Below are 15348 nucleotides of genomic sequence, written 5' to 3'. Positions count from 1 at the left end.
TTTGGCGTGGCGGCCTGCGCGGAGAAGGCGGCTACCAGCGACAGCGCCAGCAGTGAGGGAATAATTTTTTTCATGTTGTTTCCTTGCCTTAAAAAAGTAACGCGAGTTTACGAGAGCGCTACAGTGAAGAATAGTCAATTTATGGCTATGCATATGCCGTAAGGTTCTAAGCGGTGCGCTTCAGTTATAAGCAAGGGGGCGTGATGCGGTCGGATTAATCTGGCACACCTTATTTCCGCGCGCTTTATCAACCAAATCGCAACGAAAATTAAATCAACCTGAACCACCGGATAATTAACTTTACTTCGCTTTTCGCCCTCCTATAATAGCCGCAACTTCACACAGGAGAATTCAGTTGGACAGTCACCCTTATCGATGGCAATACAAGGCAAGCTGACGCGCGAATTCTTTTGTCGCTGCTTGCCAACATGGCGGGCAGCAATCCTCACCTGTTTCTGATGATTGTTCCCTGATAATGACACCACAGCGGGCTGATGCCCGTGGGAATAGCATCATGCACATGATTTTAAACGCACTTTTTCCTCCGCCTCGATGCGCGCGCTGATCTTCAGCGTGCTGAGCTTCCCTGCGCGTTAAGCCGCTTCAGGCTGCTGCTGCGCGCAGCGTTATCCAGGATTATGTTATTTCACTCGTTATTCAGCGAGCGACTTTCTTCGCCCATTATTTCCGGGAGGTAATATGGAAATTCCCGACAGGTTATTTTTAATTTAATCCGGTCACGCCGTGACAATTAATGTTTTCGACTTGTGCGTCTGGCGCGCAGGGATCGTTATTGCCGTAAAAAAAATAAACGAGGAGTGTCATCATGACTGACATGAAACTCAACCAGGAAAAAAAAGCCTGGAACACCGTGCGTCCGGCACGTCAGAAAACCGCACGCTATCTGATTGAAGACGAAGCCGCTTTTACCGCCGACGAAACGCTGCTGCGCCTGCGCAGCGATGCGCTGGGGCTGGTCGAACGCGAAGCGGAAGCGCGGCTGCAGATTTATGGTCGCAATCAGGTGGAGCATGATAAAGCGCCACCGGCGCTGGTGCAGCTGATTCAGGCTTTCAATAATCCGTTCATCTATGTGCTGCTGGCGCTCGCGCTGGTGAGCTTTTTCACCGACTACTGGATGCCGCTGCGCCATGGCGAGGAGACCGATCTGACCGGTGTCATCATCATTGTGACGATGGTAACGCTCAGCGGTTTGCTGCGCTTCTGGCAGGAGTTCCGCACCAACAAAGCGGCACAGGCGCTGAAATCGATGGTGCGCACCACCGCCACCGTGTTGCGCCGGGAATCGGTACAGCAGGCGCCGCAGAAACAGGAAGTGGACATCACCAGCCTGGTGCCTGGCGACATCATCTATCTCTCGGCGGGCGATCTGGTGCCAGCCGATGTGCGGCTGCTCGACTCACGCGATCTGTTTATCAGCCAGGCGATTCTGACCGGCGAATCGCTGCCGGTGGAGAAATATGACGTCACCGGTCACGTGGCCAGTAAACAGGCCAGCGCCAGCGACAAAGATGCATCGCTGCTGGAACTGGGCAGCGTATGCCTGATGGGCACTAACGTCTCCAGCGGCAGCGCCAAAGCGGTGGTGGTGGCGACCGGCGGGGAAACTTACTTCGGCAGCCTGGCGAAATCGATTGTCGGTAACCGCACACAAACCGCTTTCGATCGCGGCGTGAACAGCGTCAGCTGGCTGCTGATTCGTTTCATGCTGGTGATGGTGCCGGTGGTGCTGCTGATTAACGGCCTGACCAAAGGCGACTGGCTGGATGCTTCGCTGTTCGCGCTGGCGGTGGCGGTGGGACTGACGCCGGAAATGCTGCCGATGATTGTCAGCTCGAATCTGGCCAAAGGGGCGATTGCCATGTCGCGCCGTAAAGTGATCGTCAAACGCCTGAACGCGATCCAGAACCTCGGCGCCATGGACATTCTGTGTACCGATAAAACCGGCACGCTGACGCAGGACAACATTATCCTCGAGCACCATCTCGACTGTGCCGGGGTAGAGAACTCGCGCGTTCTGATGCTGAGCTGGCTCAACAGCCATTACCAGAGCGGCACGCCTAACCTGATGGACCGCGCCATCCTGCGTTACGGCAAAGGACGCATCAGCGCGGACATGAGCGACTACTACAGCAAAGTGGATGAGCTGCCGTTTGATTTTGTGCGTCGTCGCGTTTCAGTGGTGGTGCGTGACCGCCGCCTCAACCAGCAGATGCTGATCTGTAAGGGCGCGGTCGAGGAGATGCTGAGCATTGCCAGCGCCGAACGCGAAGGCAAACTGATTCAGCCGCTCAATGAAACCCGTCGTGCGGAGCTGCTGGCGCTGGCGCATCAGTACAATCAACAGGGCTTCCGCGTGCTGCTGGTGGCCAGCCGCGCGCTGGCGGAGCCGGGTCTGCAACAGGCGCTGAGCGTCGCGGATGAGCAGGGGCTGACCATCGAAGGGCTGCTGACCTTCCTCGATCCGCCGAAGGAGAGTGCGGCGAAGGCGATTACCGCGCTGAACGAGAACGGCGTAACGGTCAAAGTGCTGACCGGCGATAATCCGGTAGTGACGGCGCGCATCTGTCAGCAGGTGGGCATCGACTGTGGCGAGATCCTCACCGGCGAGGCGATTGCGGCGATGAGCGATGAACAGCTGGCGCAGGCCGCGGCGCGCAGCTCGGTGTTTGCCAAACTGACGCCGCTGCAGAAGTCACGCATTCTGCGTGCGCTGCAGCAGCAGGGCCATACGGTGGGTTTTCTCGGTGACGGCATCAATGATGCGCCGGCGTTGCGTGACGCCGATGTGGGGATCTCGGTCGACAGCGCGGCGGATATCGCCAAAGAGTCTTCAGACATCATCCTGCTGGAAAAGGATTTGATGGTGCTGGAAGAGGGCGTGATGAAGGGGCGCGAGACGTTCGGCAACATCATCAAGTACCTGAACATGACCGCCAGTTCGAACTTCGGCAATGTGTTCTCAGTGCTGGTGGCGAGCGCGTTCATCCCGTTCCTGCCGATGCTGGCGATTCACCTGCTGATTCAGAACCTGATGTACGATCTGTCACAGCTGGCGCTGCCGTGGGACAAAATGGATCGCGAGTTCCTGCGCAAACCACGCAAATGGGACGCGCGCAACATCAAGCGCTTTATGCTGTGGATTGGGCCAACGTCGTCAATTTTTGACATCACCACTTTTGCGCTGATGTGGTACGTGTTCGCGGCGAATACCCCAGCGATGCAGTCACTGTTCCAGTCCGGCTGGTTTGTGGAAGGGCTGCTGTCGCAGACGCTGGTGGTGCACATGCTGCGCACGCGCAAGATTCCGTTTATCCAGAGCCGCGCGGCGCTGCCGGTGCTGCTGACCACCGCCTGCGTAATGATTGCCGGCATTCTGCTGCCGTTCTCGCCGCTCGGCGCGATGGTCGGCCTGGTGCCGCTGCCATGGAGCTATTTCCCGTGGCTGCTGGCCACGCTGCTCGGTTACTGCCTGGTAGCGCAGGGTATGAAAACGCTGTACATCAAGCGCTTTGGCCAGTGGTTCTGAGTGCAGGAGGCGCGATGAAGCAACGCAACCTGGATAAAACGGTGTGCCACCTGCTGATAATTATGGTGGTCATCGTCGTGCTAACGTTAGTGTTCCGGTAAGGACAACAGGGCAGGGTATCCTGCCCTTTTTCGTGGCACACCAACCAGCGAGAGACAGATGAGCCAACAACAGCGAGCATTGATTATTGGGGCGTCAAAAGGCATTGGCCTGGCCGTGGTGCAGCAACTACTGCAGGCGGGCTGGCAGGTGACCGCCACCTACCGTTCCACGGCGGTTTCGTTTCAGCATCCGCAGCTGCAGTGGCTGGCGCTGGATATCACCGATGGCGCGCAGCGTGACGCGCTGGTCCGGCAGCTCGGCGACGCACCCTTTGATTGCATCCTGATTAACGCCGGGATTCTCGGTCCGCACGCATCGCAGCTGCGCGACGTGGACGATGCGCAGCTCAGCGAGCTGTTCTTTACCAATGCGGTGGCGCCGGTGCGCCTGGCGGAGAGCCTGCTGCCGCTGCTGCGCGATAAACAGAGCGTGCTGGGCCTGACCACGTCGCGTCTCGCCAGCCTCAACGAGAACCGTGACGCGGCGATGCCGTTCTACGCAGCCAGCAAAGCGGCGCTGAATATGCTGAGCCGCGCGCTGGCGACGCAGATGCACCAGCAGGGCAGCACCTTGCTGTCACTGCATCCGGGCTGGGTAAAAACGGACATGGGCGGAGAGGGCGCGGATATCAGCGTTACCGAGAGTGCGCAGGGCATGGTCACGCAGCTGCAGCAGTTTAGCGGGCGTGGCGGCCATCATTACGTGGATTACCGCGGCCAGCTGCTGAACTGGTAATGATTAACCTGCTGGTTAGCGCCAGCAGGTTTTTTTCTTACTCATCCGGCGAATAGTACTGCACGCCGATTTCAATGCGTTCGCGACCGCTTGCTACGCGGTGACGGTTGGTATCGCGCAGCGAATAGATGCAGCCGCAATACTCCTGCTGATAGAAGCGCTCGCGCTTGCTGATCTCAATCATGCGCGACGAACCGCCACCTTTACGCCAGTTAAACTCCCAGTAAAGCATATCCGGATAGCGCGCCGCCGCGCGTACGCCGCAGTCGTTGATTTGCTGCATATTCTTCCAGCGCGAAATGCCGAGTGAACTGGTGATCACCGGGAAGCCGTGTTCATGCGCGTACAGCGCGGTGCGCTCGAAGCGCATGTCGAAACACATGGTGCAGCGCACGCCGCGCTCCGGCTCCCACTCCATGCCACGCGCGCGCTCGAACCAGTTGTCTTTGTCGTAATCGGCATCAACAAAAGGCACGCCAAACTGCTCGGCAAAGCGGATGTTCTCCTCTTTGCGCAGCTCGTACTCTTTCAGCGGATGGATGTTCGGGTTGTAGAAGAAGATGGTGTAATCGATGCCGGAAGCCAGCATCGCTTCCATCACTTCTCCCGAGCAGGGAGCGCAGCAGGAGTGCAGCAGCACTTTATTGTGGCCGTTGGGCAAGGGCAGCGGCTGGCGTTGAAATGTATCGGACATAAAGTTAATTAATGGTTAAGGGCGATGCGGCAAGTGTAGGGGCAAAGGCCGGGCGATGCAAAGCGTCGGTGGCGTTTCAGGCAGAGTGCCTGTGGTACTGCGTGGCATCCGCTCGCCGGGGATGCTTAGCGGCGCGATTCATTGCGTAATACATTGCGCCGCTATTTTAGGTTCAGGGCTTATTGTACGGTCAGTGACAACCCTTCTTTCATCACTGCGCAGGCTGCGCGAAGTCAGGTCTCATCGTGAACGGTGGTCGACGCACCGTTCTGCTGCACCGAGCGGATGCCGTTTTCCGCCGCCTGTTTAGAACTGTACATCTCGCTGGTGGCGATGGTTTCGCCGTTGCTGGCTTTAAGCACAAACCAGTATTTCTGCGACAATGCTGTATCACTTTTTCTCAGTACGTAATATCCCATGTGCTTTCTCCTTGTGCCGGCACCCGATGGCCGGTTCGCTTACTATTCGCGCAGCCTGCTTATTAATCAATCACTGATTAGAAATTTGCCCGAATCCAGGAGCGGGATCGCAGCGTTTTGTATCAATCCGGTTGCTGGCAGGCACAAAAAAGGCCGCATCGCGGCCTTTAGGGGATAATAGTTAGCGCTATTACTCAGAGACTTTCTTCTTCAGATCGCTGGCACCTTCTTTGGTTTTGTTCCAGCCTTTCTGCGCGCCTTCTTTGGTGGCGTCCCAACCTTTTTCAGTACCTTCTTTGGTGCTATTCCAGGCTTTCTGTGAGTTTTCACTCGCTTTGCTGGTCAGGCTATCGCTTTTGCCTTCGGCAGCATGTTTGGCTTTGAGCTGCTGCTCTTCACCCTGATGCTGCGCCTGATGCAGTTTCTCTTTCGCCGTATTGGCGCCCGCTTTGGCGTCAGCGACGGTTTCATCGGTTGCGTGTGTGGCGGCAAACGCCGTAGAAGTCAGAAGAATGGCGGATAACGCAATAATCGTCTTTTTCATAATATATTCCCTCATTAAGCATCATAAGTGTTATGAGCGTAGTTAAGAGTGGCACAGAGCGCAACGCAGGGCATTAGGAATAAACTGTAAGTGAATCGTACCGTTTCTGTGGGCGTTTCTGGCATAAGTGCGCAGCAGGGAGGACGCTTTCGCAAGCTTTTGTTCGTTACGGCTGACTGAGGGTAAAGCAGTTAGCGTCGTTCGGGTGATCAGATGTCACCCGCCAGGATGTATGTCCCGGCAGCGACAGACTCGAATAATTTATTGCCTCATAGGCTCACCGGACAGGACTGAACGCTCGAGTGCGCGGGTTTCCCGAATATTTCGCGCTGGCGGTGAACCAAACAGCCGTGAATATTCACGGGTAAACTGCGTCACGCTCTCATATCCCACCGCATTAGCAGCAATACCGATCGCTGTCCCTTCCGTCAGCATCAGTCTCCGCGCTTCAAGCAGGCGCAGCTGTTTCTGAAATTGCAGCGGGGTGAGCGTGGTGACATGGCGGAAATGCGTGTGGAATACCGAGAGGCTCATACCGGCGGCGTCAGCGAGGGTTTTCATGCGCAGCGGTTGCGCATAATTGGCCCGAATGATTGCGACTGCCCGCGCAATCCGCCGGGCATGGCTGTCAGTGCTACCGAGAGCGCGCAGCGCGCTGCCGTGTCGTCCTGACAATAGCCAGTAATGTAACTCCCGCACCAACTGGCTGCCCAACACGGCGAGCGCCCGCGGTCTGCTGAGCATGTTCAGCAGGCGCAAAGCGGCTTCTGCCACATCTTCTTCGATCTGATCAATGCTGACGGGCAAATCCGTGGCAGCCTCCAGCCCGACCATGTTTGCCATCAGTTCACTAATCACCGCCGCATCCAGTTCCACGACCAGAGAATAATAAGGGGTGTCGGCACTGGCGCTGATAACCTGACTCACGGTTGGCACGTCCATGGTGATCAGCAGGGATTCCCCCGCGCCGAAATCAAAACGATCGCTGCCCATGGTCACGCGTTTACTGCCTTGCAGCACCATTGCGATCAACGGTTTAGTGATAGCGAATTGCAATGCGGTAGGCGCGGTCTCGCGCAGAATGAATACACCATCAACTGGCGTTGCAGCAACGCCTGCTCCGTTGTGGTGTTCATCAGCATAATGCCTTGCCGCCTGCAGCAAAGACGCCATCCTCCCGGCAGAGTGAAACTCATCGTCCCCTGCAGGGCGTTGCTCATACGAGTGCTCATGCTTTTTCATATTATCAGGCAATTAATAAAAAATTTCAGATGCAACCATTCTAGTAAATACGGCATCAAAATAAAAATATAAAAATAATCAGGCAATAATTAGAAATTATTGGGCAACCCTGGAAGTTTGTCGATTGTTAGAATCACTCTCCCATTATTGAGGAGATATTTCATGACAACCCTTTCTCTTGTAACTGGCGCCAGCCGGGGTCTTGGCCGTAATACCGCACTGAGCATTGCCCGCCATGGTGGTGATGTCATCGTGACTTATCGTACTGGTAAAGAAGCGGCGGACGCCGTGGTGAATGAAATTCAGGCGCTTGGCCGTAAGGCCGTTGCGCTGCAGCTGGACACCAGCAACGTATCGTCCTTACCGGGTTTCGTCGCCGCCATGCGCAATATCCTGAAAGGTGACTGGGGACGCGAAACGTTCGACCATCTGATCAACAACGCCGGGCATGGGGAAATGGCCGACTTTACCGCCACCACGGAAGAGCAGTTCGACGCGTTATTTAACGTACACGTCAAAGGAGTGTTTTTTCTGACGCAGTCGCTGCTGCCGCTGCTGGTCGATGGCGGACGCATCGTCAACTTCTCTTCGGGGCTGACCCGCGTGTCGTTCCCGGGTTTCTCGGCCTACTCGGCTGCCAAGGGCGCCGTTGAAATACTCTCCGTGTATATGGCGAAAGAACTGGGCAGCCGCGGCATCACCGTGAATACCGTGGCCCCGGGAGCGATTGAGACCGACTTCCTGGGTGGCGCGGTGCGTGACATCCCCGATTACAACCAGGCGTTTGCTGGCATGACCGCGCTGGGTCGCGTGGGTCTGCCTGATGACATCGGTCCGATGATTGCCAGCCTGCTGGCACCGGACAACCGCTGGGTCACCGGTCAGCGCATTGAAGTTTCCGGTGGGCAGTCCATTTAGTTGCCCGATGATGGATTCCGCCCGGTGCGGAATCCATCCTGTTCCCTGATGCAATAAGAGGTATTTGATGCCTAAAATGATCATTCATGCGCCAGCAGGTACCTTTGATGCGGCTGAGCGTCAACAGGTTGCCAGAGATCTGACGCAGTTAGGACTTGATTGCGAGGCGCTGCCAGACTCCCCTCTGGTTCGTAGTACGGTATGGACCTACTTTGCCGAATACTCTTCTGATGCCGTTTTTATGGGAGACAAACCCGCATGGTTGCCGGTTGTGTCCCTTCAGATATATGTCATCAAAGGTGGCCTGGATGAGGAAGCAAAGAAGAAGCTGATCGAGGGAGCAACTGCAATTCTGGATCGTCGTCCGTCAGGCACCTCTTTCGCTCCTGTCTATGTGGTGATTCAGGAAATCGAAGAAGCCAACTGGGGCATATTCGGTCAGTTGGCCGATCTGGCAGCGCTTCGCGCCAGCGATGAAAACGCTGCGGCGATTTGAAGGAAATGTTTTTGATGGGGAGCCTGGAAATCCACAGGGAATGGCATAGATGGATTTTAAGTATTTTTCTAATTAGTACTTTTTTGCAACACCTCTTGGTCATAGATTTAGTATGATTGTTAAAGCGCATTTTTAAAGTTTTGTGTAATGAAAAGGTTGGCTAATTAACGTTGAGTTTAGATATTAATATTGTTGTTGATATATCCAGAGTGTATGGAATATATATTATTTTAACATTTTCTTTTTGATCTATAATTGGATTTTGCGCTGAGCGAAATAAAATTTTTGGGCGAATTTTTTCTATGTAAACCCAAGAGCTTTCTTTTTTTTCAAATGAGATGTCACAAAATTCACTCACTTTTTTAAGCCTGGAGTTAATGTTTTCAATAGGTCTTCCTACCCCTTTTGATAATGCTGTTCTTTGGTCAGAATCTACACCTACAAAAAGGAAGTCACAATACTTTTTGCACTCAGTTAAATAATTAATGTGACCTTGGTGGAAAAGATCAAAAATTCCAGATGTATATCCTATCAGCATATTTTTACCTAAATATTTCCATAGTGGTTTTTTTTAAAAACAAATCATCTAATTCCCGGTAAACCCCCAAATATAAATGTATGCTAATGATTGGGTGTGTTAGATCATCATCTAACACCGACTTCAATGAAGATAGTTGACTTCTAATTGATTTAGCATAATCTTGCTGCGCGCTTCCAATGCCAAAAATAGGTATGAATATACTGTTATAGGAATTATCAATACAGTGGTTTAATGATTTTAGTAGTATTTCTTTAATTGAGTCTTTGTCAGAGTAAATTGTATTGTCGTTATTTTTTTTTATTGAAACTGCGTGCATAACACATTTTACGCCTCGCTTATCCAATTCAAACGGTTGCGATGGGATACATGTCCCCAATTTAAAATCATTATTTTTACCATAAGATTTTTTGAAATTACTAATGTTGTCATATAGAGGATCGTTTATTATTCTACCTATGGCGTCTCTTGTCGAAGCCATAAGCCTAACTCTTCCAGATATCGATGTGCTTGATGTGCTTGCTAAATCAAGATCACTGTTCTCAGATGTAACAATGAGCTGAATATTTCTGACATGATGTATTGAGCCAAAATAAGATGATATGGTTAAATTCTTATACTTAGTTATTTCGGTTATTAATAATTCGTTGGTTATTTTTTTTTGTGGGAATGGTGGCGTTTTGATGAATAAAAAAAGGAAAAGTATAATGGCGGAAAACTCAATTGATAGCAATGTTATTTTTATTATATTGCTATGCGGCTGAAGTTTGGTAAGATAATCACTGATTGAACCCGGGAGAAATGGTTTAATCTTATCCAAAGTTTCTGAAAATGGATTGTAATTTATAACTGTATATAAAATTGTGACTATAAATAGGAAAGAAATAAATTTAACGGGTGCGCTAATTGACTTTCTATTCTGAAAGAATTTTTTATTGTAATATGAAAAAAAATAACAGATGTACTTTGGTTTTAGTTTATATAGTAAAATACAGGCTGATATAGCAATGACTGTCAGAGTGTAAAAAAGAGGTGTGCTCATAGATATGTTGAATTTGAATGAGTTTGTTTGCTATCACGGTACCACGAAAGATGCTGCATTGTCTATAATAAGTGACGGTTTTAGATTAAGTTCATCAAACGAAGACTGGTTAGGGAATGGTGTTTATTTTTTCATAAATGGCATTTCTAATCCATTAGAAAAGGCAAAGGAGTGGGCAAGAAACAGTAATGTAGATGATGAATTATGCGTGATAAAAGCTAAGGTTAAGTTGGATGAATCACAACTTTTAGACTTGAGGAGCACCGATGGCTTAAAAGAGTATAATGAACAAAAGGATCATATTATAAAGGAACATTATTTTGATTTGTTGGTGAGGCGGGATTTGAAAATAAAAAAGAGGAAAGATATTAGACTGGATGATTGTATCATAATGAGGATGTTAATGAATAGAATGAATTATAGGTGTGTCATTCATAATGTATACATAAAAGATAAATTGCAGAGGGAGTTGGCGTTGGAGTCGAGTTATCCTAACAGCACAGTGCTATGTGTAAATGAACTATCTTTGATAGAGTCTTGTGATGTTATTTTTATTTGATTTTACTGTTGGTGGTTTATTTTTAACCTTGCGATTATGTAAGTGACGGTGTTTTTTATCTTTAAGGTGATTAATGTATGGGGCCCGAAGGCATTCAAAATTTATATTTAAACATAAGATTTGGATGTGTACTTCATTTATAGTGACATCAACCAGCATAAGTCAGCTTTGGAATTATTTCGGGCATGACTGAAAACAATCTGCATAGCTGTCTTCATGCAGTGTGAGATCAGTATGTATATCGTGATTTCTAAGGCGTTTGGTCCGCACGCGCTCATACTCTTTAAGCATCTGTGCTACCGTCTGACCAAAAGCTGTCAGGATGAGAGGACGCTGATCGGCATGCGGTTAGATAGATAACAGATTCAAAAAAGCCCGCACTGAACATACCGAAAAGATGAAAGCCTATAACGGTATCTGCGCCGATATCGTCCGCTGTGAAAGAGAGCAGTAGGCGGCCATCGACGCAGGGAAAGAAGCCGAGGCGACTGGCGCACACGCTTTCGCAACCTGCGAGGCAATCTCACTGACGAGCTGCGCGCCGAACATTCTCAGCGCATCGCCAGCCGGGAACTGGCTGACGAGTTCGGCGGGCTGGTCAAAGAGCTTGCGCTGGATAAGCAGGAGGCGATGCTGAAATGCTGCGGCAGTGAGAAAAAGTACGTTGAATCGAACCAGTAAGCATTTACCGGGTTCGCGGATTCACACTGGCAGTCAGCCCTGCGTAACGTGAGTCTGTCGCTGCTGTGGGCCATTAAGCTGCGTATCCGCCGTGAAGAACTTTCCCCGACGTTTGCCGGTGAAGACTGTGACCGGATTAAGGACGTGGCTTATCTGGTTGGTGAAGTACTGACGCGGGCGGCTGTGGCCCTGCCGGATAGCGTGCTGAAAGAGGCACCGCTGCTGGAGAATATAGGCCTGCACCGCCCGGCCATAACGGGTATTGATATGGAGCTTTATACGAGCCCTATGCGCCGTCAGAAACCGACTGAGTCAATTCAGGCACAGCGTGCAAAACTTTAGGAGGGCAGTCAGAAATGATGCATTGTCCTTACTGCAAAAGTGCGGCACATACCAAATCGAGTCGCTATATGTCCGAACAGATGAAAGAGCGTTATCACCAGTGCACTAACCTGGACTGCTCCTGCACTTTCAAGACGAATGAGAGCATCACAAAGGTCATTACCGAACCGCCCCAGCCGGAAAACGTACCGGAAGCACCACCGAAACCGGTAAGAGAACGTCAGACGCTGGGCCGTTACGGTTCTGCATTCTGCTAGGTTCATTAATCCTGCACGGCCACTGCTACACCAGTGGCTTTTTTGTGTCCATCTTTTATCTTCCAGAAGCCTTTTTTCTTGTCAGCCGCTTTGTAAAGAGCAGTGCATGCATAGCGTGCATGGATCTGCATGCAAAATCATCACCGCTTTCTCACGTCAGGCCGTACCGGGCGCGGCACGGCCCACACAATGCACTTGCATGGAAAGCGATGCACAAAGCGGGCAGGCGTGGCGGGGATAGCATTGCGCGCTGGAGTCTTGAATCAACTCTAACTTGAAGGCATATTCGATACATCTCAATTGTCCTTCGGGTAGTTTTATGCACGACCAGTCTTTTAATACACGTACACTGTCGTATTGTTTTAAACCCATTGACTTTCAAAAATGGCGAAATTTAGGCAGCAGTGAGGAAAAGGAAAAGGTTATTAAGTCGGCTGTTAAGCGCGCGCAAACAGGTTTTCTCGGCTACCAGTTATCTTCGTCAGTTATAAGAGGAAAGACCGTTTATTGGGTTAATGAACTGGCCGATATACTTGTTCTTAGGAAAATAAAAAGTAATATTGCGACGAAAAACAAAGTTAAAATGACGCCACGTTCAGTAATAGTTGATGCCGTGAAGATGTTTATTTCAGAGTGCTCGCAGTTTCGATTGTATAGATTGGATGTCAAATCTTTTTATGAATCATTTGACCAAGCCTATATTTTTAAAAAAATAGATGATGTCACTGGAGTGGATGTTAGAAGTAAACAGCTCTTGAAAGAGTTTATGTATGAGTTTTATGTAAACGGCGGAAAGGGAATTCCTCGAGGACTATCTATAAGTTCATTCCTGTCTGACTATCTTATGCATGAATTTGATGAGCTGATAAGAAATTTGCCACACGTTTTTTATTATGCCAGATATGTCGATGATATCATCCTAATTACAGATGGGTTCGAAGATGACAAACTATTAATGGATGACTTAAGACAGGCCTTGCCAGCAGGACTGGAGTTTAACAATAAGAAATATTTTGTCAGTGATGGGCTTGCGAAGGCCGGAAAGGCAAATAGTAAAAAACCAAAAAGCAAGTTAATGACTTTTGAATATTTAGGATACAGTTTTTCTATAAGTGACAATGTCAGTGAGTGCAGTATTAGAGGATTGGTAAGAGATGTAGAGATTGACTTATCTCAAGCTAAAATTAACAAGCTAAAAAGTAGAATTATGCACTCCATCATTAGTTACAATAAAAATAAAAATTTCGATCTTTTATGTGAGAGATTAAAGTTTTTATCAACAAATTTTAGTGTGCTAGATTCAGAACGAACTTTAAAAAGATTATCAGGAATTTACTATAACTATCCGATGGTTGATTCAATGAATTCGGTAGGGCTTGCTGAACTTGATAAATTTTTAAAAAAAGCAGTTCTTTCTTCTAGTGGCAAGGTTTTTTACGAATTCCACCTCAACCTTAATCAAATTCAAAAATATAAAGTTTTAAAGTTCAGTTTTGTTAGAGGTCATAGTAAATGTCATTTCTTTCATTACTCTGCAAAAAAAATGAAGCGGATACAGGAGTGCTGGAAATATGCATAAAGGAAAGCCATACAAGGTTAATAAAAAAGATTTTAATAGGGCTTTGGTGACAGAAACTACACCTTATGAAACACCTATTATTTCATCAAATGATGGGTTTTATAAAAATGTCAGGAATCATTCAAGATTACAAGGGTTTAGTAGTGTTATTTTTAAGAGGGTTATTTTAGGCGATAGAAAGAAAAATAAATACACTATCCCATATACTTACAAGATAAAAAAGAACGAAACGGAATTTCGGAGGTTGTCAATTCCACATCCATTTTCTCAAATTGAAATGAAAGACTTCTATATGCACTACAGCGCAATGATAGTGCATTTCTGCTCTCAAAGTGATTTTTCGATTAGGGCGCCCAAAAAAGTTGCCAGTACATATTATTTCAAGAATCTTCTCGAAGATCGGAATTTATATAAAAAAGATGTAGTTGATACTGAAAACGGAGAAATATACTCAAAGCATGCATCGTCATACTTTAGTTATGTGGGATATGATAGACTATATAAATTTTTCACATCTCTTGATTTTCTTAGGCTTGAAAAAAGATTCAACTTTCTTCAAACTCTCGATGTATCCAAGTGTTTTGATAGCATTTATACACATTCCATTTCTTGGGCAACTAAAGATAAGTTGTTCACCAAAGGAATGCTAGCTAATAAATCGTTAAATTTTGGCGATGCGTTTGATAAATTAATGCAGAGAAGTAATTTTAACGAAACGCATGGTTTGATAATCGGTCCTGAGATTAGTCGTATTTTCTCAGAAGTGATTTTTCAAAAGATAGATCTTTTTGTTCAAAAGAAATTACTTGAACAAAAAACTTCATTACGTAATGGTCATGATTATGAAATAAGACGTTATGTTGACGATGTGTTTATTTTTACTAATTCTGAAGTGATTGCAAAAGATATTTATAAAATCTATTCAGATGGTTTGGCTGAATACAATATGCATGTCAATTTAGGAAAGGTTGAACTAAAGGCTAAACCATTTTCAACAGCTAAATCAAAAGTGATTCATTTGGTAAACAACAGCTTTAATTCGTTTATTGACATCTTTCTTGAAAAGAGTAATTCGTTTCATTTGAATCCGAAAGGTATTTTTAGAAAAAATAACCTGGCGATGAAATTCATAAATGAAATTAAGATAATCTGCTATGGTGAAAAAGCGGCTTATGACGACGTTTCCTCATACATTGTTTCTGCAATATTTGAAAGGATTAAAAAGCTATCTCCTGAAGACGGCAAGTATGACAGGGGGGATATGTATTCTGCAATATATGTACTTTTGTTTGTATGCTTCTTTTTCTTTAGAGTTTCGCCATCTGTTAACTCATCGTACAAACTGGCATCAACATTAATAGTTGCGATTCGATTTGTTAAAAAGAGCATTCCTGAATTTAGGGATGCAATTGAGTTCTATATTTACAGTGAGATATTTGATTATTTAAGTGATTTGTCGAAAGAAAGTATTTCTATCAATAGAGTTGTTAATTTAGAAGCATATAACATTATGTGTGTAATTGGTGAGCTGGATAAATCACGGTTTTTGCCTTCTGATTTATTAGGTGAAATATTTAAAGAGGTGAACTCTTATTACGACATCATTTCACTTTTGTTTATGATTGGAGACAATGTCGCATACAATAAAAT

The 15348-nt window shown here is 47.7% G+C and carries 16 protein-coding genes; 9 read left to right on the top strand and 7 right to left on the bottom strand.

What is annotated here, in order from left to right:
* Positions 1-826 precede the first annotated feature (826 nt).
* On the top strand, positions 827-3550 hold the full coding sequence (gene mgtA, locus ERD80_RS19540; RefSeq protein ID WP_058770885.1) for a magnesium-translocating P-type ATPase: 2724 nt from the start codon (positions 827-829) through the stop codon (positions 3548-3550).
* A gap of 159 nt (positions 3551-3709) precedes the next feature.
* Positions 3710-4387 (top strand): SDR family oxidoreductase, encoded by a 678-nt coding sequence (locus tag ERD80_RS19535; RefSeq protein WP_125310781.1) that lies wholly within the window; start codon positions 3710-3712, stop codon positions 4385-4387.
* Positions 4388-4424: 37 nt separating this feature from the next.
* Here ERD80_RS19535 and ERD80_RS19530 read toward each other — a convergent pair whose 3' ends face one another.
* From ERD80_RS19530 to ERD80_RS19515, 4 genes are all read right to left on the bottom strand, one after another.
* Positions 4425-5081 carry an epoxyqueuosine reductase QueH gene (locus ERD80_RS19530; RefSeq protein WP_031279356.1) on the bottom strand — a complete coding sequence of 219 codons (657 nt, stop codon included), beginning with the start codon at positions 5079-5081 and terminating at the stop codon, positions 4425-4427.
* 233 nt (positions 5082-5314) lie between these two features.
* A complete protein-coding gene (locus ERD80_RS19525) occupies positions 5315-5500 on the bottom strand; it encodes a YegP family protein (RefSeq protein ID WP_125310779.1) in 186 nt (61 codons plus the stop codon).
* Between the two features lie 190 nt (positions 5501-5690).
* On the bottom strand, positions 5691-6044 hold the full coding sequence (locus ERD80_RS19520) for a hypothetical protein (protein WP_021506488.1): 354 nt from the start codon (positions 6042-6044) through the stop codon (positions 5691-5693).
* 261 nt (positions 6045-6305) lie between these two features.
* A complete protein-coding gene (locus tag ERD80_RS19515) occupies positions 6306-7217 on the bottom strand; it encodes an AraC family transcriptional regulator (RefSeq protein ID WP_136548176.1) in 912 nt (303 codons plus the stop codon).
* Between the two features lie 231 nt (positions 7218-7448).
* On the opposite strand from ERD80_RS19515, the gene ERD80_RS19510 reads away from it, so the two are divergent.
* Together ERD80_RS19510 and ERD80_RS19505 are read left to right on the top strand one after the other, a co-directional pair.
* The gene (locus ERD80_RS19510) at positions 7449-8204 is read left to right on the top strand and encodes an SDR family oxidoreductase (protein ID WP_136548173.1); all 756 of its coding nucleotides are present in this window, start codon (positions 7449-7451) and stop codon (positions 8202-8204) included.
* A gap of 67 nt (positions 8205-8271) precedes the next feature.
* The gene (locus tag ERD80_RS19505; protein WP_136548172.1) at positions 8272-8700 is read left to right on the top strand and encodes a tautomerase family protein; all 429 of its coding nucleotides are present in this window, start codon (positions 8272-8274) and stop codon (positions 8698-8700) included.
* Positions 8701-8860: 160 nt separating this feature from the next.
* Here the strand turns inward: ERD80_RS19505 and ERD80_RS19500 are convergent, their stop codons facing one another.
* Both ERD80_RS19500 and ERD80_RS19495 read right to left on the bottom strand, forming a co-directional pair.
* Entirely contained in the window at positions 8861-9238 is a 378-nt protein-coding gene (locus ERD80_RS19500) for an adenylyltransferase/cytidyltransferase family protein (protein ID WP_072209046.1), read from the bottom strand.
* Positions 9239-9242: 4 nt separating this feature from the next.
* The gene (locus tag ERD80_RS19495; protein WP_136548170.1) at positions 9243-10058 is read right to left on the bottom strand and encodes a hypothetical protein; all 816 of its coding nucleotides are present in this window, start codon (positions 10056-10058) and stop codon (positions 9243-9245) included.
* Between the two features lie 226 nt (positions 10059-10284).
* Here ERD80_RS19495 and ERD80_RS19490 point away from each other — a divergent pair, with 226 nt between their 5' ends.
* The 3 genes from ERD80_RS19490 to ERD80_RS19480 all read left to right on the top strand — a co-directional run bounded on the left by ERD80_RS19490 (position 10285) and on the right by ERD80_RS19480 (position 12119).
* Complete coding sequence (locus ERD80_RS19490) at positions 10285-10839, top strand: hypothetical protein (protein WP_127834459.1); 555 nt, start codon at positions 10285-10287, stop codon at positions 10837-10839.
* A gap of 729 nt (positions 10840-11568) precedes the next feature.
* On the top strand, positions 11569-11862 hold the full coding sequence (locus tag ERD80_RS22925) for a hypothetical protein (protein ID WP_248295879.1): 294 nt from the start codon (positions 11569-11571) through the stop codon (positions 11860-11862).
* A gap of 14 nt (positions 11863-11876) precedes the next feature.
* Positions 11877-12119, top strand: coding sequence for an ogr/Delta-like zinc finger family protein (locus tag ERD80_RS19480; RefSeq protein ID WP_072209045.1), 243 nt, complete (start codon positions 11877-11879; stop codon positions 12117-12119).
* Positions 12120-12124: 5 nt separating this feature from the next.
* Here ERD80_RS19480 and ERD80_RS23010 read toward each other — a convergent pair whose 3' ends face one another.
* Complete coding sequence (locus tag ERD80_RS23010) at positions 12125-12250, bottom strand: hypothetical protein (RefSeq protein ID WP_275044665.1); 126 nt, start codon at positions 12248-12250, stop codon at positions 12125-12127.
* A gap of 188 nt (positions 12251-12438) precedes the next feature.
* On the opposite strand from ERD80_RS23010, the gene drt3a reads away from it, so the two are divergent.
* The gene (gene drt3a, locus ERD80_RS19475; RefSeq protein WP_136548168.1) at positions 12439-13698 is read left to right on the top strand and encodes an antiviral reverse transcriptase Drt3a; all 1260 of its coding nucleotides are present in this window, start codon (positions 12439-12441) and stop codon (positions 13696-13698) included.
* Positions 13691-15348: antiviral reverse transcriptase Drt3b (gene drt3b / locus ERD80_RS19470; RefSeq protein WP_136548165.1), on the top strand; the 1658-nt coding region annotated here is incomplete at its 3' end. The genes drt3a and drt3b, both read left to right, overlap by 8 nt.

Origin of the sequence: Pantoea sp. R102 (assembly GCF_004916815.1) — a bacterium.
GTDB lineage: Bacteria > Pseudomonadota > Gammaproteobacteria > Enterobacterales > Enterobacteriaceae > Pantoea > Pantoea dispersa.
Note: the sequence above shows the minus strand (reverse complement) of the source record. Positions and strands in the feature narration are given on the sequence as shown.